Annotated in this window: 18 protein-coding genes; 7 read left to right on the forward strand and 11 right to left on the reverse strand. The window is 63.1% G+C overall.

Annotated elements, in window-relative coordinates:
* Positions 1-32: 32 nt before the first annotated feature.
* From CLU91_RS13590 to CLU91_RS13600, 3 genes are all read left to right on the forward strand, one after another.
* Positions 33-761 (forward strand): hypothetical protein, encoded by a 729-nt coding sequence (locus tag CLU91_RS13590; RefSeq protein WP_100874591.1) that lies wholly within the window; start codon positions 33-35, stop codon positions 759-761.
* Positions 762-1,106 carry a hypothetical protein gene (locus tag CLU91_RS13595; RefSeq protein ID WP_198521327.1) on the forward strand — a complete coding sequence of 115 codons (345 nt, stop codon included), beginning with the start codon at positions 762-764 and terminating at the stop codon, positions 1,104-1,106.
* A 79-nt stretch (positions 1,107-1,185) separates the two neighbouring features.
* Positions 1,186-4,014: a M16 family metallopeptidase gene (locus CLU91_RS13600; RefSeq protein WP_100874592.1), complete on the forward strand. Its 2,829-nt coding sequence runs from the start codon at positions 1,186-1,188 to the stop codon at positions 4,012-4,014.
* A gap of 2 nt (positions 4,015-4,016) precedes the next feature.
* Here CLU91_RS13600 and CLU91_RS13605 read toward each other — a convergent pair whose 3' ends face one another.
* The 3 genes from CLU91_RS13605 to CLU91_RS13615 all read right to left on the reverse strand — a co-directional run bounded on the left by CLU91_RS13605 (position 4,017) and on the right by CLU91_RS13615 (position 6,059).
* Positions 4,017-4,418 carry a ribosomal maturation YjgA family protein gene (locus tag CLU91_RS13605; protein WP_100874593.1) on the reverse strand — a complete coding sequence of 134 codons (402 nt, stop codon included), beginning with the start codon at positions 4,416-4,418 and terminating at the stop codon, positions 4,017-4,019.
* Between the two features lie 144 nt (positions 4,419-4,562).
* Complete coding sequence (cysK, locus tag CLU91_RS13610) at positions 4,563-5,495, reverse strand: cysteine synthase A (protein ID WP_100874594.1); 933 nt, start codon at positions 5,493-5,495, stop codon at positions 4,563-4,565.
* 99 nt (positions 5,496-5,594) lie between these two features.
* Positions 5,595-6,059 (reverse strand): FKBP-type peptidyl-prolyl cis-trans isomerase, encoded by a 465-nt coding sequence (locus CLU91_RS13615; protein ID WP_099401727.1) that lies wholly within the window; start codon positions 6,057-6,059, stop codon positions 5,595-5,597.
* Between the two features lie 93 nt (positions 6,060-6,152).
* On the opposite strand from CLU91_RS13615, the gene thpR reads away from it, so the two are divergent.
* On the forward strand, positions 6,153-6,671 hold the full coding sequence (gene thpR, locus CLU91_RS13620; RefSeq protein ID WP_157814694.1) for an RNA 2',3'-cyclic phosphodiesterase: 519 nt from the start codon (positions 6,153-6,155) through the stop codon (positions 6,669-6,671).
* A 9-nt stretch (positions 6,672-6,680) separates the two neighbouring features.
* Here thpR and tcdA read toward each other — a convergent pair whose 3' ends face one another.
* A complete protein-coding gene (tcdA, locus tag CLU91_RS13625) occupies positions 6,681-7,538 on the reverse strand; it encodes a tRNA cyclic N6-threonylcarbamoyladenosine(37) synthase TcdA (RefSeq protein WP_232730740.1) in 858 nt (285 codons plus the stop codon).
* A 112-nt stretch (positions 7,539-7,650) separates the two neighbouring features.
* On the opposite strand from tcdA, the gene pdxH reads away from it, so the two are divergent.
* On the forward strand, positions 7,651-8,859 hold the full coding sequence (pdxH, locus tag CLU91_RS13630; RefSeq protein WP_100874597.1) for a pyridoxamine 5'-phosphate oxidase: 1,209 nt from the start codon (positions 7,651-7,653) through the stop codon (positions 8,857-8,859).
* Positions 8,860-8,986: 127 nt separating this feature from the next.
* Positions 8,987-10,234, forward strand: a complete 1,248-nt coding sequence (locus CLU91_RS13635; protein ID WP_100876728.1) for an SAM-dependent methyltransferase — start codon at positions 8,987-8,989, stop codon at positions 10,232-10,234.
* A gap of 16 nt (positions 10,235-10,250) precedes the next feature.
* Here the strand turns inward: CLU91_RS13635 and msrA are convergent, their stop codons facing one another.
* Positions 10,251-10,784, reverse strand: a complete 534-nt coding sequence (msrA, locus tag CLU91_RS13640; RefSeq protein ID WP_100874598.1) for a peptide-methionine (S)-S-oxide reductase MsrA — start codon at positions 10,782-10,784, stop codon at positions 10,251-10,253.
* A 176-nt stretch (positions 10,785-10,960) separates the two neighbouring features.
* Between msrA and CLU91_RS13645 the strand changes: the two genes are divergently transcribed.
* Positions 10,961-11,467 (forward strand): flavin reductase family protein, encoded by a 507-nt coding sequence (locus CLU91_RS13645; protein ID WP_100874599.1) that lies wholly within the window; start codon positions 10,961-10,963, stop codon positions 11,465-11,467.
* A 39-nt stretch (positions 11,468-11,506) separates the two neighbouring features.
* Here the strand turns inward: CLU91_RS13645 and CLU91_RS13650 are convergent, their stop codons facing one another.
* The 6 genes from CLU91_RS13650 to CLU91_RS13675 form a co-directional block, all read right to left on the reverse strand.
* Positions 11,507-12,193: an OmpW/AlkL family protein gene (locus CLU91_RS13650; protein ID WP_198521328.1), complete on the reverse strand. Its 687-nt coding sequence runs from the start codon at positions 12,191-12,193 to the stop codon at positions 11,507-11,509.
* A gap of 99 nt (positions 12,194-12,292) precedes the next feature.
* Complete coding sequence (locus CLU91_RS13655) at positions 12,293-13,675, reverse strand: SGNH/GDSL hydrolase family protein (protein ID WP_100874600.1); 1,383 nt, start codon at positions 13,673-13,675, stop codon at positions 12,293-12,295.
* Positions 13,676-13,918: 243 nt separating this feature from the next.
* On the reverse strand, positions 13,919-14,938 hold the full coding sequence (locus CLU91_RS13660) for an L-threonylcarbamoyladenylate synthase (RefSeq protein WP_100874601.1): 1,020 nt from the start codon (positions 14,936-14,938) through the stop codon (positions 13,919-13,921).
* Positions 14,935-16,143 carry a 5-(carboxyamino)imidazole ribonucleotide synthase gene (locus CLU91_RS13665; protein ID WP_100874602.1) on the reverse strand — a complete coding sequence of 403 codons (1,209 nt, stop codon included), beginning with the start codon at positions 16,141-16,143 and terminating at the stop codon, positions 14,935-14,937. The genes CLU91_RS13660 and CLU91_RS13665 overlap by 4 nt, the downstream gene beginning before the upstream one ends.
* Before the next feature lie 15 nt (positions 16,144-16,158).
* Complete coding sequence (purE, locus tag CLU91_RS13670; protein ID WP_100874603.1) at positions 16,159-16,656, reverse strand: 5-(carboxyamino)imidazole ribonucleotide mutase; 498 nt, start codon at positions 16,654-16,656, stop codon at positions 16,159-16,161.
* A gap of 1 nt (position 16,657) precedes the next feature.
* The gene (locus CLU91_RS13675; RefSeq protein ID WP_100874604.1) at positions 16,658-17,551 is read right to left on the reverse strand and encodes a phosphoribosylaminoimidazolesuccinocarboxamide synthase; all 894 of its coding nucleotides are present in this window, start codon (positions 17,549-17,551) and stop codon (positions 16,658-16,660) included.
* Between the last annotated feature and the right edge of the window lie 34 nt (positions 17,552-17,585).

Genomic DNA, 17,585 nt, shown 5'->3' on the forward strand with positions numbered 1-17,585 from the left:
TGTCACTGACGCAACAACTTGGAGTAGTCGCAATGCAAAACACGGTACATTTCATCCTGCAGGGCAAGGGCGGCATCGGCAAGACCCTGGTATCGACCCTGCTGGCCCAATGGATAGGCGGCAAGGACGACACGCCCTTGCGCTGCTATGACACCGATCAGGAAAACGCCACGTTCTCGCGCTACAAGGCGATGCAGGTCAAGCACGTGCCCGTGATGACGGATGCGCGCAACATCGACCCGAAACGCTTTGACGCGCTGATGATCGACATCCTGGAAACAGACGGCAACTGCGTGATCGACAATGGCGCGAATACCTTTTCGCCGCTGATGGGCTATCTGCTGGAAAACGACTGTTTCTCGCTGCTGGAAGAATCGGGCCGCAAGGTGTACATCCACACCATCGTCGGCGGCGGCGACACCTTGCACGATACGGCCACGGGTTTTGTCGCCACGGCGCAAGCGACGAAAGTGCCGCTGGTGCTGTGGCAAAACGAACACTTCGGCCTGCTGCAATCGGCGTCCGGCAAGCAGTTTATCGAATCGCAGTCGTATGCCGACAACCGCGCGCGCGTCAAAGGCAGCATCACCTTGAGCCAGCGCAATCCCGACACCTTCGGCGCGGACGTCAAGAAAATGAATACGGCACGCCTGACGATGCAGGAAGTGATGCAGAACGACAAGTTCAACATCATGGAAAAACAGCGCATCAAGGTCGTCTACCGCGACATCTTCGAACAGCTCGACAAGGTGCAGTGGTAGATGGACCAGCACAAACTGCGCAGCCATGTGTTCGACAAGACGGGCATCAAGATCGACGTCGATGATCCGATATTCGCCCTCGTGGCGCTGAACGAAGCGGTGCTGGCGGAAACTGTCGAGCGCCAGCTGGCCCTGCTCGATTCTGCCACGCAAGCGCTGGCGGCGCAGGCGCGCGCGGCGGGCGGCTTGCCGGCGGCCGTGCCCCAGCCTGTGCCGGAAGCGCCCGCGCCATCGCCGGCCGGCTTTACGCCGCGCGAATGGCGCCTGTTGGGCGCGGCCGCCATCGTCTCGCTCGCCTGCGCGCTGCTGGTGCTGGGCGGCGCGGCCCTGCTGTATAAACTGTAGCACCGAGCGTAGCACTGTCGCGCTGCGCCAGCCACGAGCCAAGCGCAGCGTCTTCCCCCACCCTAGCCTGGAAGCATGCATGAAACCGATCAAATTGCTGGCCATACCCGCCCTGTTGCTGTCGCTGTACGGCGCCCCCCTGAGCCTCGCCCACGCCGCCGCTGCGGCCGTCGCGACGGCAGCCACGGCCGTGCCAAATGTTGCGTACGAAAAATATACGCTGCCCAATGGCCTCGACGTGATTCTCGTGGAAGACCATAAATTGCCCGTCACGGCCGTCAATGTCTGGTATCACGTGGGTCCGGCCAATGAAGCGCCGGGCCTGACGGGCTTTGCGCACTTGTTCGAGCACATGATGTTTGCCGCCACCAAGCACGTGCCGCGCGGCATGGCCGACCAGTTGCTCGAAGGCGCGGGCGCCACCGATTCGAACGGCAGCACGGATTTCGACCGCACCAATTATTTCGACACGGTGCCGTCGAACCAGCTGGAACTGGCCCTGTGGGCCCATTCCGACCGCATGGGCTATCTGCTCGACGTGCTCGACCAGACGGCACTGACGAACCAGCAGGACGTGGTGCGCAACGAACGCCGCCAGAGCGTGGAAAACGCGCCGTACGGCATCGTGCAGGAAGCGCTGTACCACCAGCTGTTCCCGAAGACCCACCCGTATTACGCCAGCGTCATCGGTTCGCACGCGGACATCCAGAACGCGAAACTGGCCGATATCAAGGAATTCTTTACCAAATACTATGGTCCCAACAACGCCAGCCTGGTGATCGCGGGCGACATCGACAAGGCGAAGACCAAGCAACTGGTCAACAAATATTTTGGCAGCTTCAAGAGCGGCCCCGCCGTGCCGAAACCCGATGTCGTGACGCCGCCCATCACGCAGGAACGCCGCATCGTGGTGCAGGACCGGGTCGAGTTGCCGCGCGTCTTCATGGCCTGGCTGACGCCGTCCGCCTACGCCAAGGATGACGCGGAACTGTCGATGGCCGCGCACATCCTGGCCGGCGGCAAGTCCAGCCGCCTGTACAAGTCGCTGGTGTACGACAAGCAGATCGCACAGGACGTGGGCGCGAACCAGAGCTCGAACGCCCTCACCTCGGTGTTCAGCGTGGACGTGACGGCCCGCCCCGGCCACCAGCCCGAGGAAATCGAGCAAGCGATGCAGGCGGAGCTGGAGCAATTGCGCGCCAACGGCCCTACCGAGAAGGAAATCGAGCGCGCCCGCAACAGCATCGAGACGAGCATGCTGAGCCAGGTGGAAAAAGTGGGCGGCAACGCCAACATGATGAACCAGTACAACCAGTACCTGGGCGACCCCGGCTACCTGGGCAAGGATATCGAACGCTACCGCCAGGTGACGGCGGCCGGCGTGCAGCGCGCCGTCGATCAATACCTGAAAAACCAGGCGCGCGTGGTCGTGTATGGCGTGCCGGGCACGCCGGACCTGGGCGCGGAAGTGGCGACACCGGCGCCGGGCAAGGTCAAGGCGGCGCCGGGCACGGCCATCAATGCGGACGAGCCGTGGCGTAACAAGGTGCCGGCCGCCGGTCCCGCGCCAAAGATCGTGCTGCCGCAAGCGACGTCCTTCACGCTGAGCAATGGCTTGACGGTGATCCACAATTACAACCCGGCCGTGCCGCTGATCTCCAGCCAGATGGTGGTGAAAAGCGGTTCGGGCGCCAATCCGCTGGCGCAGCCGGGCTTGTCTGGCTTTACGGCACAATTGCTGCAGGAAGGAACCAGTACGCGCAGCGCGCCGCAGATCGCCGACGACGTGGCGCAACTCGGCGCCTTCCTGGGCACGGGTTCCGGCGCGGACGCCTCGTTCGCCCAGCTGACCTCGCTGAAAACCACGTTTCCGCAAGCGCTCGACGTGCTGGCCGACGTGGTGCAGCACCCGCAATTCCCCGCGGCCGAGGTGGAACGCCAGCGCGCCAGCCGCATCGGCGAACTGGCGCAGCAGCGCGAAAACGCGGGGGCCGTGGCGGCCCGCGTGGAAGCGGCGGCCCTGTACGGCCCGCAGCATCCATATGGCACCATCCAGCTGGGTACGGAAGCGGCCCTGAAAGCCACCAGCCGCGCCGACCTGCAGGCGTTCTGGCAGCAGCATTATGTGCCCAACAATGCGGCCCTGATCGTCTCGGGCGATATTGGCGAAGCGCAATTGAAGAGCCTGGCCGAAGCGAAGTTCGGCAGCTGGAAGGCGGGTACGGTGGCGCCTTCCGTGACGGCGGCGCCGGCCACGACGAAAGCCAAACTGATCCTCGTCGACAAGCCGGGCGCGCCGCAGACGGCCGTGCGCCTGTCGACCATCGCCGTGGCCCGCACGACGCCCGACTATGCGCCGCTGCAAGTAATGAATGCGGCGCTGGGCGGCTTGTTTACGAGTCGGCTGAGCAATAATCTGCGCGAAGAGAAGGGCTACACGTATGGCGTGCGCTCGCAATTCCAGTACCGCAGCCAGCCAGGCCCGTTCTCGATTGCCGCCGGCGTGCGCACCGATGTGACGGGTCCGGCCGTGTCGGAAACCTTCAAGGAAATCCGCGCCATGATCGCCAAGCCCTTAACGGCGAAGGAATTGTCGAATGCGCGCAATTCGCAGGTGCTGTCGCTGCCGGGCCAGTTCGAGACGAATGCCAGCATCAGCGCCAGCATGGCCAACGTGTATATCTACGGCCTGGGCCTCGACTACTACGCGACCCTGCCGCAGCGCTTTGCGGGCGTGACGGACAAGCAGGTGCAACAGGTGGCAAAAAAATACCTGCAACCGGAAAAACTGATCGTCATCGGCGTGGGCGACCAGGCGAAGATCGCCCCGCAATTGAGCAAGCTGAAGCTGGCGCCCGTGGAATTGCGCGATGCGGAGGGTAACCTCAAGGAGGATAACGCCAAGTAAGACTAGCGGCGCTTGAACAGCGCCGCTTTATCGACCAGCGCCGCGATCGCCACACCGGCCGTGTAGGCGATCAAGTCGGCCCAGCCGAAGGTGGAACCCAGCACCAGGTGCCCCAGCGGATGCGCGCGCAGCGCGACGAGCCAGGGCGCCTGGACCAGCTGGCCACATTCGACGGCAAAGCAGATCAGCAAAGACCACAATGCCAGCTGCCACGTGCGCATGCGCGTGGCGATGATGCCCAGCGCAAAGACGATCATCATGGCCCACAGGGCGTCGCCCGGATATTTGCCAAGCGCGGCGGGAAGGAATTGGGGATAAGCGCGCGAGGCCAGGCCCAGCGCGATGACAGCTACGGTCGCGCCCACCTGCAGCAGGCGGCGGCGTTCAGGTTTTACCAGGAACATATTTCCATTCAAAGACACAATTCGGACCGAACCATTGCGGCCCGTCCGATATTGTACTGCGCCTGCCCTGTCTGCCTGGCGCCTATTTCGCTATGGCAAGTTCAAGCGGGGCCACCTGCGCAGCCCCGCCGGACGGATAGGTTCTCAGTCGCCCAAGCCCGCATACAGCGCCGTGCTCAGGTAGCGCTCGCCAAACGACGGGATGATGGTGACGATGGTCTTGCCCGCGTTTTCCGGGCGGCGCGCCACTTGCAGGGCGGCCCACAGGGCGGCGCCCGACGAAATGCCGACCAATAAACCTTCATCGCTGGCGGCCAGGCGCGCCGTGGCGAACGCGTCGTCGTTCTTGACGCAGATGATTTCGTCGTAGATGGCCGTGTTCAAAATCTGCGGCACGAAACCGGCGCCGATGCCCTGGATCGGGTGCGGCCCTTTCGTGCCTTTCGACAGCATCGGCGACGCTTCCGGTTCCACGGCAATCACTTGCACGCCCGGCTTGCGTTCCTTCAGCACTTCGCCGATGCCGGTAATCGTGCCGCCCGTGCCCACGCCGGCGATGACGATGTCGACTTGCCCATCCGTGTCGCGCCAGATTTCCTCGGCCGTCGTGGCGCGGTGGATGGCGGGATTGGCGGGATTGTTGAATTGCTGCAGCATCAGGTAGCGCGGGTCGGCCGCCACCATTTCCTCGGCCTTGCGGATGGCGCCCAGCATGCCTTCGCTGCCGGGCGTGAGCACCAGCTCGGCGCCATAGGCGCGCAGCAGGATGCGCCGTTCGCGGCTCATGGTGTCGGGCATGACGAGGGTGCAACGGTAGCCGCGCGCGGCGCAGACCATGGCCAGCGCAATGCCCGTGTTGCCGCTCGTGGGCTCGACGATGACGGTATCGGGATGGATCTTGCCTGCCGCTTCGGCGGCGACGATCATGGCCAGGCCGATGCGGTCCTTGACGCTGTGCGCGGGATTGTAGAATTCGAGTTTGGCCAGGATGGTGGCCACACTGCCGGCAGCGATGCGGTTGATGCGCACCAGAGGGGTGTTGCCGATCAGTTCGGTGACGTCGTTGGCGATGTTCATGGGTGTGGTCTCCACAGCAATTACAGAAGAACCCAGTCTACCGCGTTTCAGAGGGTAAATGGCGGCGGCGCGGGCATGCGCCGCCGCCAAACTGAACAATTACTTCACGTCCAGCAATTCCACGTCGAAGATCAGTGCCGAGTTCGGCGGAATGTCGCCATTGCCGGCGCCGCGCGGGCCGTAGGCCAGTTCGCCTGGAATGATCAGGGTGCGCTTGCCGCCCACTTTCATGCCGGCCACGCCCTGGTCCCAGCCCTTGATGACCATGCCCTTGCCGAGCGGGAAGTCAAACGGGCCACGGCCCACGGAGCTGTCGAACTTCTTGCCGCGCGAATCTTTCGCCAGGGGACGGTACAGCCAGCCCGTGTAGTGCACGGTGACGGCATTGCCGGCGGACGCTTCCTTGCCCGTGCCGACCTTGTTGTCGATGATGATCAATTTATCGGCGACAGGGCCGGGGCTCAGCGAGACGGCGGAGGCGGGAACAGGCGCTGGCGCCTGTGCCTGCGCCAGCGACGCGGCGACGGAGCAGATCAGGGCAAACAAAACGGAGCTACGCGTCATGATGTATTCTTTCAGTGAGTTTCGGTGAGATCCCTGCACCCAACATGGCAGGGAACGCCAATGATAGCAAACCGCCGCAACGATAGGAAAAACTTGTCGCCCGATACCCATTGCCCCCGTCTGTTTTATGCCCTGTGGCCCGATGCGACCACGCGCGCGGCCCTGCTCGCCTGGCAGGCGCGCTTGCAAGGCAAGCCCGTGCGCGCCGAGAAACTGCACCTGACCCTGGCCTTCCTCGGCCAGCGCCCGGCCAGCGAGCTGCCGGCCTTGCTCGATATCCTGGAACAATTGCCGGCGCGCGCCATGCCCTTGCTGTTCGATCACGCCAGCCATTTTGCGCAGCTGGCGCTGGCCTGGGCCGCCCTGGCGCAGCCGTCGCCCGCCCTGCTGGACTTGCGCGCGGCCTGCATGCGTAACCTGGCGGAACAGGATCTGGCGCCGCGCTTCGAGCACGACCGCTTTACGCCGCACGTGACCCTGGCGCGCCAGGCGCCGCCGCCCACCGACCAGGACTTCGCGCCCATCGCCTGGCTGGCCGACGAGCTGGTGCTGGTCGAATCGCTGAAAAGCAGCGGCGACTACCGCATCCTGGCCAGCAGGAAATTAAGCTAGGCGACTAAGCTAGGCGGCGTCCGGTATCGACACAGCTACCTCGGCTAATTTGTCCTGGCGCAAGCTTTTCAGCGCATGGGCGGCCGCCACCATGCCGAAGCTGGCCGTCACGACCACGCTGGAACCAAAACCGGCGCAGTTCAGGCCCGTGACGCCGGCGGGCGCGCTGCCGTCGATGGCGCACGCTTCGGCGCTCTCGGGCGTGCTCAGCGGCTCCATGGAAAACACGGCATCGACATTGAATTTGTTTTTCACGCCACGGGGGAAACCATATTCGGTGCGCAACAGTTTGCGTACCCGCTTGAGCAGTGGTTCCTGTTCCGTCTTCGACAGGTCGCGCACGGCGATCAGGGTCGGGTCCGTCTGCCCGCCCGCGCTGCCGATGGTCAGCATGGGAATGTTGCGCGCGCGGCAATACGCGATCACGGCCGCTTTCGCCTTGGCATTGTCGATGGCGTCGACCAGGTAGTCGAAATCGCGCCCGCCCAGCAGCTGCTCCAGGTTATCGGGGGCAATAAAATCCTCGATCTGCGTGACCTGGCACAAGGGGTTGATCAGCTCGATACGTTCGGCCAGGGCCGTGATCTTGGCCTGGCCGATGGTGTCGCTCATGGCCTGGATCTGGCGATTGATGTTCGATTCGGCAACATTGTCGAGGTCGATCAGGGTCAGGCGGCCGATGGCGCTGCGCGCCAGCGCTTCGACGATCCAGGAACCGACGCCGCCCACGCCGATCACACACACATGGGCGGCGCGGAAGCGTTGCAACGCGGGGGCGCCGTACAGGCGGGCAATGCCGCCGAAACGCCGTTCAAAATCGATCTCGGTCAAGTCCATGGAAATTAGTTCATTGGTGGAGGTATGCATGGCGCCATTTTAACGGACACTGCGCTGGCAGATATTCTAAAATAGCCGAATTGACACAGCGACAAGCTGCACTGTCGCCATGCCCCCACACCGCCCACCACGAGAACTCGCCATGACCTCTCCCCTGTTCGACTCCGTTCCCGGCTTTGACCAGCCCATCGCCGTGCTCAAGCATTGCCACGACAAGATCCGCAAGCAGCTGACAACCCTGCAAAACCTGCTGGGCCATCTGGCGCAGCACGGCAACACGGCGGACGCGCAGCAGGCGGCCAAGGCGGTGTTGCAATATTTCAATAAAGCCGCCCATCTGCACCATGACGATGAAGAGCAGGATTTGATGCCCATGCTGCAGACGACCGCCACGGGCGACGATGCCGCCCTGCTGGCGACCCTGGTGCCGGAAATCCTGGCCGACCACCAGCGCATGGACCAGGCCTGGCTGACCCTGCGCCCGGAACTGGACGCCATCGCGGCCGGCACGGGCACGCAGCTGGCCGCCGAGGGTGTCGCCGCCTACATCGCCGCCTACCAAGCCCACATGAGCAAGGAAGAGGGGCATTTGGCGCCGATGGCCAAGCGCCTGTTCAGCGCGCAGCAGATGGAGCGGCTGGGCACGGCCATGCAGCGCCGCCGCGGCATCGCGCCCGATGCGCCGGAAGTGCCCGCAGTGCCGGACGCGGCCGCCGTGCTGGCCGCCATGCGCACCGATTACGTGCAATCGAGCCTGAGCGAGACCGATGTGCTGGCAGATCCCATCGCCCAATTCCAGAAATGGTTTGCCGAAGCCGTCAACGCGCAAGTGATGGAGCCGAACGCGATGGACTTGTCCACCGTCACTCCCGACGGCAAGCCCAGCTCGCGCATCGTGCTGATCAAGCAGTTCGACGAGCGCGGCTTTACCTGGTACACGAATTACCACAGCGACAAGGGCCAGCAGCTGGAGCACAATCCCAACGCCGCTCTGCTGTTCTTCTGGCGCGAGCTGGAGCGGCAAGTGCGCATCGAAGGCACGGTGGTGAAAACCACGGCGGCCGAGAGCGACGAGTATTTCAACGTGCGCCCCCTGCAAAGCCGCTTGTCGGCGATTGCCTCGCAGCAAAGCGCCCCCATCGATAGCCGTGCCACACTGGAAAGCCATTACGAGGCCGTGGCCGCCGCCGTCGGCGACGCCCAGCCGCCGCGCCCGGCCCACTGGGGCGGCTACCGTTTGCAGCCGGAGCGCATCGAATTCTGGCAGGGACGCCGTTCGCGCTTCCACGACCGCATCGTGTTTACGCGCGGTGCTGACGGGCAATGGAGCATGCAACGCTTGCAACCTTGAGCAGGCTAGTCAAGGCGGCGCAAAGCAGGCTGGTCAATATCGGTGTAGGCTATGAGGATAGAAGTTACTAAATGACATTGTTTCTCAATTTGCGGCTGCCATGGCGGCCGCTGCATTGGAGGCCATTTTGTTTGTACAAAACCAACTCAAGTCCTGGATCGCCGGTATTCGCAGCAAGACCGCCCTGCCGCTGCGCATCGAATTGTGGAACGGCCAGCACGTCGACCTGTCCAGCGAAACGCCCAGAGTCACCATCCGCCTGCCGACCGTCGCCTCGGCCCGCTATCTGCTGAACCCGTCGCTGGCCAATCTCGGTTCAGCCTATGTGGAAGGCAATATCGAAGTCAGGGGCACGGCGATGGACATGATTGCCATCTGCAATGCCCTTGCGCGCAATACCTTGAAGCCGGAAGGCAAGCTGGCCCGCATCGTGCGCAGCTTTACGCACGACAAGCGCAAGGATGCCGAAGCCATCCGCTACCATTACGATGTGTCGAATGCGTTTTATGAACAGTTTCTCGACCCCGCCCTCGTGTATTCCTGCGCGTATTTCGAACAGGGCGATGAAACCCTGGCGCAGGCGCAGATCAAGAAAATCGACCATATCCTGACGAAAATCCAGCTGCAGCCGGGCCAGACCCTGCTCGACATCGGCTGCGGCTGGGGTGCGCTTGTCATGCGTGCCGCGCAGCAATACGGCGCCCGCTGCGTGGGCGTGACCCTGTCGGAAAACCAGTGCGCGCTGGCGCGCGAAAGAGTGGCGGCGGCCGGCCTGGCGCACCTGATCGACATCCGCCTGCAAGATTACCGCGACGTGACGGGCCAGTTCGACCGCATCACCAGCGTGGGCATGTTCGAGCACGTGGGCTTGAAACACTTGCCCGACTACTTTTCCATCATCCACAAGCTGCTGGCGCCGGACGGCATGGCGATGAACCACGGCATCACCTCGACCGACCCGGAGAATGGCGAAACGCCGTATGGGGGCGGCGAATTCATCGAGAAATATGTGTTTCCCCACGGCGAACTGGCGCACATCGGCAATGTCCTGAAAACCATGCAGCAAGGGGGGCTGGAAGTGCTGGACGTGGAAAACCTGCGGCGCCACTATGCGCGCACCTGCGCCCTGTGGACGGAAAATTTCGAAGCCCATGCCGAGCAGATTCGCCCGCTGGCGGGGGAGCGGCGCTTCCGCATCTGGCACGTCTACCTGGCCGGCTGCGCCTATGCCTTCGAGCAAGATTTGATCAGCCTGTACCAGATCGTCTGCGTGAAGGCCGGCCGGCGCTCCGCCACCCTGCCGTGGTCGCGCAACTACATGTATGCGCCGGAGCGTACGCAGGGGACAAGGCCGGCACCCGTGCTGGCGAGCTGACAGGCGCGCGGGGCGTTCACTTCAGGCGCGCCGCATACATGGCGCGGAATTTTTCCACCTTGGGCGCAACGACCAGCGCGCAATAGCCCTGCAAGGGATGCTGCGCGACGTAATTCTGGTGGTAATCCTCGGCCGGATAAAAGGTGGCGGCCGGCGCCAGCTGCGTGACGATGGGCGCATCCCACACGCCGGCCATCTCGGCGATCACCTGGCGCGCCACGCTTTCCTGTTCGTCCGACTGGTAATGGATGACGGAACGGTATTGCGTGCCAACATCATTTCCCTGCCGGTTCAAGGTCGTGGGGTCGTGCAAGGTAAAAAAGATTTCCAGCAAGTCGTGATAGCTGATGATGGCGGGATCGAATTCCAGGCCCACCACTTCCGCGTGGCCCGTCTCGCCCGTGCAAATCTGTTCATAGCTGGGGTGGGGCACCTTGCCGCCCGTGTAGCCGGCCTCGACGCGCGTGACGCCGCGCACCTCTGCATACACGGCAGCGTGGCACCAGAAACAACCGCCGCCGATTACCGCCACTTCCGTCTGTTGATGCATGATGTCCTCCCGCAACGCCTGTGCGACGTATCATTTCGCCACTGTAACGCAAAGCGCCATGGCCTGCAGCGCCGCTTGAAACGGCGCGTTAGGCACCGCACATAGGGGCATGCTGGCCACGATTGCGCTGGCGCGGCCGATTTTTGGCATAATGTCAGCAAATAGACAGGTCACCCATGAACACACGCTCTCCCCGCGCGCCAGCGCAAGAATTCGATACGACACATTTCCGTCAGGCATTGTCGCAGTTTGCCACCGGCGTGACGGTCATCACGACGCGCCTGGCCGACGGCAGTTTCCGCGGCTTGACGGCCAGTTCCTTCAATTCCGTCTCGCTGTCGCCGCCGCTGGTGCTGTGGAGCCTCGGTTCCGTGGCCAACAGCATGCCCATTTTCAGCGGCAACTCGCATTACGTCATCAATGTGCTGGGCGCCGAGCAGGCGGAACTGGCGACGCGCTTTTCACGCCGCACGCCGAACCCGTTCGACGACGTCGACTACGAACTGTCGCGCACGGGCCAGCCCATCCTGAAAGGCGCATCGGCCTGGTTCGAATGCCACAACCGCAGCCGCTATCCGGAAGGCGACCACGTCATTTTCGTGGGCGAAGTGGAACAATGCGCATTTGCCGCGCAGCCGCCCTTGATCTTCCACAATGGAAAGTTCAATACACCGCCAGCCTGAGCGGGACAAAAAAAAATCCGCCGAGGCGGATTTTTTGTTTTACAGCGTAAAGTTGTACCCGATGCTGATACTCACGGCAACCGGGTCGAGCTTGATGTCCTGCGTCTGCCCCGTCGAGAATTTCGCCTTGGTTTTCAGATAGGTCTTGACCACGGCCACGTCGGCAAACCAGCGCTCGTTGATGGCCACGGTGCTGCCGACCACCAGGCTGCCTGTCAGCTTGTTGTCCATGCGATACGTCACTGGTTTTCCACCCGGATCCAGCAAGGCCGTCATCTGGCCCGAGCCTTTTTCCTTCTGGAAATAGGCATACGTCAAGCCAGCGCCCACGTAAGGGCGGATCATCGCATTGGGCTGGAAGAAACGGTACTGGATGAAGGCCGTTGGCGGCAAGGCTTCCGCCGTCCCCAGCTTGCCCGTACCCTTGATCGAACCGTCGCCCATCAGGTCGTGCTTGTACGGCACGCCGAGGATCATTTCAGCGGAAACATTGTCCGTGATCATGTAGGCAAAGGTCAGGATGGGCTTGGTATCGGCCTTGACGTCGGCCTTGGTGCCCGGCAGTGCCGGTGCGGAAATGTCACCACTGTCGACGTGCGGCGTGATCTTGTTGAGGCCAACCTTGGCCATCCAGGTGCCGGCGCTTTGCGCCGAGGCGCCCGTCGCCACGGTCATCGCGGCAACTGCGGCCAGTACGCGCACGGCGGTATTCAAATGATTCTTCATCTTGTCTCCTGATTCAGTATGTGCGGAATGTTCCGCTATCGAGTCTTGTCGCTGCCGGCACCGGCCGCGCCTCCCAGGCACAGCCGGTGCGGCCATCCCTTACAGCCAGCCCCGCACGACCATGTCCTTGGCCACATAACGGGCCAGCAGCAGGTTGTTGAACGGCGTAGGATGCACATCGTCGGCATACGAGTAGTGGCTGACGTCGCCCGCTTTCAGGTTCGTGCCATTGCACACCAGCGAGCTGCCCAGGAAATTCTTCGCTGACGACAGGTCGCACGCCGTTTCCGTGACGTTGGTCAAGCCATACGGGCCAGGGTTGGCGCCCTGGTCATTGCTGACTTTAAACACGTCGACCAGCAAGACTTTCGCATTGCCGCCCAGGCCGGCGCTCAGCTCGCTGTTGAAGGCGCTGACCATGGCATTGATGAGCGCCTTGGTATTGGCATCCTTGCTCAGGCCCGATGGTGTACCGGCCACGTCCGGCAGGTTGTTGACCACCACATTGTTGGCGCCCTTGGCAATGATCTGGTCCTTGACTTGCGCCACCAGTTCGATACCAGCTTTTTTCATCTCGGCAACCAGCAACGGCACCTGGGCCGCAGCGTATTCGGCACCGGCCTTGGCGCCGGCGGCATTGCCCGTCACCGTCGCGTCAGCCTTGGCCTTGGCGGCGGCGGCGGCCGCCAGCGTAGGCGCATTCAGATTACCTTTCATGTAAGCGGCAGTGGCAGCAGCAGTCACCACGGACGCATCCGTATGACCAACACGTGCATTTTCAGCCACAATCGCCGCAGCGACCGCCTGTGCCGTCGCAACAGGATCTGCAGTTCCAACGGCCAGTGCCGTGGCCAGGTTGGTGACAAAGGCTTGGGCGCCTGCTGTCGCGCCGGCAGCCCCGCCTGCGGCAGTCGCGCCCGCTTGCAATTGACCCAGCAGGAACAGCACATCGTTACCGCCGGCCATCACGAAAACGACTTCCGTGCCGCTGAACTTGCCACCGGAAATGGCCAGGTGGTTCGCGATCTGCGTCACCACGGGCACGGTCAGGGCGCCCAGCACACTTTTCGTCGCCTTGTTGTTCGGACCGACGGGGTTAGTGACGCGCGAACCGCCCATGGCGTAGCCAAAGCAGCCCGCATGCTTGACGCGCGGGGCCTGCAGGGTTGGTATGCTACCTTCCAGGCCCGTTTCAGCAGCGCATGGCGCCGGCAAGCCGAATTGCGCGGCCAGGTGCTCGGTCCAGTTCTTGCCCGTCAGTTCAGGATTGATCTTGGTATTGTCGCCATTGATGGTGAATTTACCGCCACCGGAGGCAGCCACGCCGGCGACCGCATACGAACCGACATCGGACAGGCTGTCGCCGAACGACACCTGCGCCGTGTATTTGACTTTCAAGGTTTGATCACCGCCACTGGCGCCGCCGCAACCTGCCAGGACAGCCGCAGCCAGCACGGCCAGCGCGAATTTTGTTTGATGCATTTTGTCTCCTCGGTCTTTTTTCTGGTTTCTAAACGAACGGGCGTGCTATTCGCTACCCAACTAATATGCCATCGTTTTTTGGGCTTGTATATAGAAAATATGTTTAAAAATCAACGAAATAACAACACCGACAGCGCCCTGTCACGAGCAGGCGATCTGCTGAATTATGGAGGATTTAGTATGTTTCGTGGCAAGCATCGCTATTGCGCTGCATCAAGAAAAAGCCCCTTGCGGGGCTTTTTATTATGCGGATAGAAACTGCTGCAAGATACCACTTGAGCCGAATGCGGCGCGGCGCAAACGGTCATTCACGCCCAGCCATGCGGGGCCGGTGGGCGGTGCTTCGACGAGTATCAGCTCGGCGCCGACCTGGTCCATCGTGCGCAGCGAGGCATACAGCGCATGTGCGTAATTTTCCGGGCTCGCTGCCAGGCGCACGCTGGCGCTGGCTGGCGGCAGATCCGAGTAATGGATCAGGGCCACGCGGCGCCCGTCGTTGAGCAGGCGGTTCAAGGTGGCGCGCACGTCGTCGCTGTGCTGCATCGCAACAGGCGTATGTGGCGCGTAATGCGATTCCAGCGTACCCGAGGCGCGCGGCGCGGCAGCATCCGCCACAGCCGGTGCGCGGCCGATGACGGCGGCGATCTGCTCGCTGCTGATATGGCCGGGACGCAAGAGCACGGGACCGTGCGTGGCCAGGCGCGACAGGTCGACGATGGTCGACTCGATGCCGACCTCGCTCTGGCCGCCATCGAGGATCTGGCCCAGCAAGCCGCTGCCCAGTTCCGCCGCGAATTCATCGCGCACGTGCTGCGCCGTGGTGGGGCTGACGTTGCCGAATTTGTTCGCCGACGGCGCCGCCAGGCCGCCCTTGCCATCCTTAAAAGTGCGTAGCAAGGCGATAGCCACCGGGTGCGACGGGCAGCGCAGACCCACCGTGTCCTGGCCGCCGGAAACGGCGTCGGGAATATGCGCGGCGCGCCTGACGATCAGGGTCAGCGGGCCGGGCCAGAAGGCGGCCACCAGCTGCTGCGCCTCGACGGGGATGTCGTCGGACCAGTGCGCCAGATCGGCGCCGGGTGCCACGTGCACGATCACGGGATGGTCCGAGGGACGGCCCTTCGCTTCGTAGATGCGTGCCACGGCGGCCGGGTTTTCCGCATCGGCGCCCAGGCCGTACACGGTTTCCGTTGGGAAGGCGACGAGGCCGCCCGCTTCCAGCACGGCGGCGGCCGCTGCCAGGTCGTGTGCAGGCACGCTCACGGCGCGATTCCCAAAATCAGGCAAGCATCGCGCAGGCGCTGCTGCGCCTCTGGCAAGCTGGCCGCGATGAAGGTCAAATGACCCATCTTGCGGCCACGGCGCGGATCGTCCTTGCCATACAAATGCAGGCAGGCGCCCGGCAGCGCCAGCACCTGGTCCCACGCCGGTTCGCTGGCAACATCGCTGTCGCCGGCAAACCAGGCGTCGCCGAGGATGTTGAGCATCACGGCCGGCGAATGCTGGCGCACGTCGCCCAGCGGCAAGCGCGCCATGGCCCGCACCTGCTGCGCGAACTGGCTGGTGACGCAGGCATCCATCGTGTAGTGGCCGCTGTTGTGCGGACGCGGCGCCATTTCATTGACCACCAGGCTGCCATCTTCCAGCACAAAAAATTCGATGCACAGCACGCCGACGTAACCGAGTTCGGCCACCATCGCTTGCGCCGCGCGCTGCGCCCTGGCGGCGCAGTCGTCCGACACGTTCGGGCCCGGCACGGTGGTGGTAAACAGCACGCCGTCACGGTGCACGTTTTCGGCGATCGGATACACGACCGATTCGCCATCCACGCCGCGCGCCGTCAGCACCGACACTTCATACGCCAGCGGCAGCATCTTTTCCAGCAGGCAAGTTACTTCGCCCATTTCCGCGAACGCGGCACGCACGTCTTCACGCGTGCGCACGCGGAACTGGCCCTTGCCGTCATAACCCATGCGCACGGTTTTCAAAATACCCGGCAGCAAGTCGTCGGCGATAGCGTCGATGTCAAGCTGCGTGGCGATGACCATGTGCGGCGCCGGCAGCACACCCGATTTCGAGGCGCAGTCGACAAAGAAACGCTTTTCCGCGATGCGGTCTTGCGCCACCGATACGCCATGGGCGTTCGGCGCCACGAACACGCGTTCGGCCAGGCGCGACAGGCTGTCGGCCGGCACGTTCTCAAATTCGGTGGTGACGGCCAGGCATTGCGCCGCCAGCGCGTCGAGTCCTGCTGCATCGCTGTAGCCGGCATTGATGAGGCGCTGCGCCACCTGCCCCGCAGGGCAAGTGGCGGCCGGTTCCAGCACAGGTTCAAGAACTGCAACCTGGTAGCCCATGCTCTGGGCGGCCTGGGCAAACATGCGGCCGAGCTGGCCGCCGCCCATCACGCCCAGCCACGCCGGTGGGTTGGCGGCAGGCAGCAATGGGGAAGTCGATTTACTATTCATTATTTTTCAAACACATTAATCAGGCAAGACCATGGCCTTGGCGGCGGCCGTTTGCGTGGCGCGGAACGCTTCCAGGCGGTCGGCCAGGGCGTCGTCGTTGGCGGCAAGCATGGCCACCGCCGTCAGCGCCGCATTCGCCGCACCCGCTTCGCCGATGGCGAAGGTGGCTACCGGCACGCCCTTGGGCATTTGCAGGATGGACAGCATGGAATCTTCGCCGCGCAAGTATTTCGATGGCACGGGCACGCCCAGCACGGGCACGATGGTCATCGCCGCCACCATGCCAGGCAGGTGGGCCGCGCCGCCGGCGCCGGCGATGATGGCGCGCAAGCCGCGCGCGCGCGCGCTTTTTGCGTAGGCATACATCTCGTCGGGCATGCGGTGCGCGGAAATGACTTGCGCTTCGTACGGCACGCCAAACTGTTTCAGCATGGCAACCGCGTTCTGCATCACGTCCCAGTCCGAGGACGAGCCCATGATGACGCCGACCAGCGGCTTATTCTGCTCAGTCATCTCAGGCCTTCAGCTTCTCGCCCGTCAGGCGTTCGATGGCTTCGAAGTACTTGGCCTGGGTTTTTTCGATGACGTCGGCCGGCAGCGCAGGCGCCGGTGCGGTCTTGCCCCAGGTCAGGGTTTCCAGGTAGTCGCGCACGAATTGCTTGTCGAACGACGGCGGCGAGATGCCAGGCTGATAGGAATCGGCGGGCCAGAAGCGCGACGAATCGGCCGTCAGCACTTCATCCATCAGGTGCATGACGCCATTGTCGTCCAGGCCGAATTCGAACTTGGTGTCGGCGATGATGATGCCGCGCGTGGCGGCGTATTCGGCGGCCGTCTTGTACAGTTGAATGGCCACGTCGCGCATCTTGGCGGCCAGGTCGGCACCGATGCGCTCTTCCATTTCAGCAAAGCTGATGTTTTCGTCATGCTCGCCCAGCTCGGCCTTGGCTGCCGGGGTGAAGATTGGCTCCGGCAATTTTTCCGCCTGTTGCAGGCCCGCTGGCAGCTTGATGCCGCAGATGCTGCCCGTATCCTGGTAATCTTTCCAGCCCGAACCAATGATGTAGCCGCGCACGACTGCCTCGACCATGATGGGTTTCAAGCGCTTGGCCACGACGGCGCGGCCCTTGACTTGCTCCACTTCCTCGGGCGCCACCACCGATTCCGGCGCCACGCCGGTCAGGTGGTTCGGCACGATATGACCCAGTTTCTCGAACCAGAAGTCGCTCATCTGGTTGAGGACCTTGCCCTTGCCGGGGATAGGCTCGTTCATGACGACATCGAAGGCCGACAGGCGGTCCGTGGTGACGATCAGGATCTTGTCGTCGCCGACGGCGTAATTGTCGCGGACCTTGCCGTGGCCCAGCAATGGCAGGGAGTGGATGGAAGTCTGATAGAGGCTGTTCATAGCGGGGGGAATAGTTGGATGAAACGAAACCGGC

Source organism: Janthinobacterium sp. 64 (assembly GCF_002813325.1).
Lineage (GTDB): Bacteria > Pseudomonadota > Gammaproteobacteria > Burkholderiales > Burkholderiaceae_D > Janthinobacterium.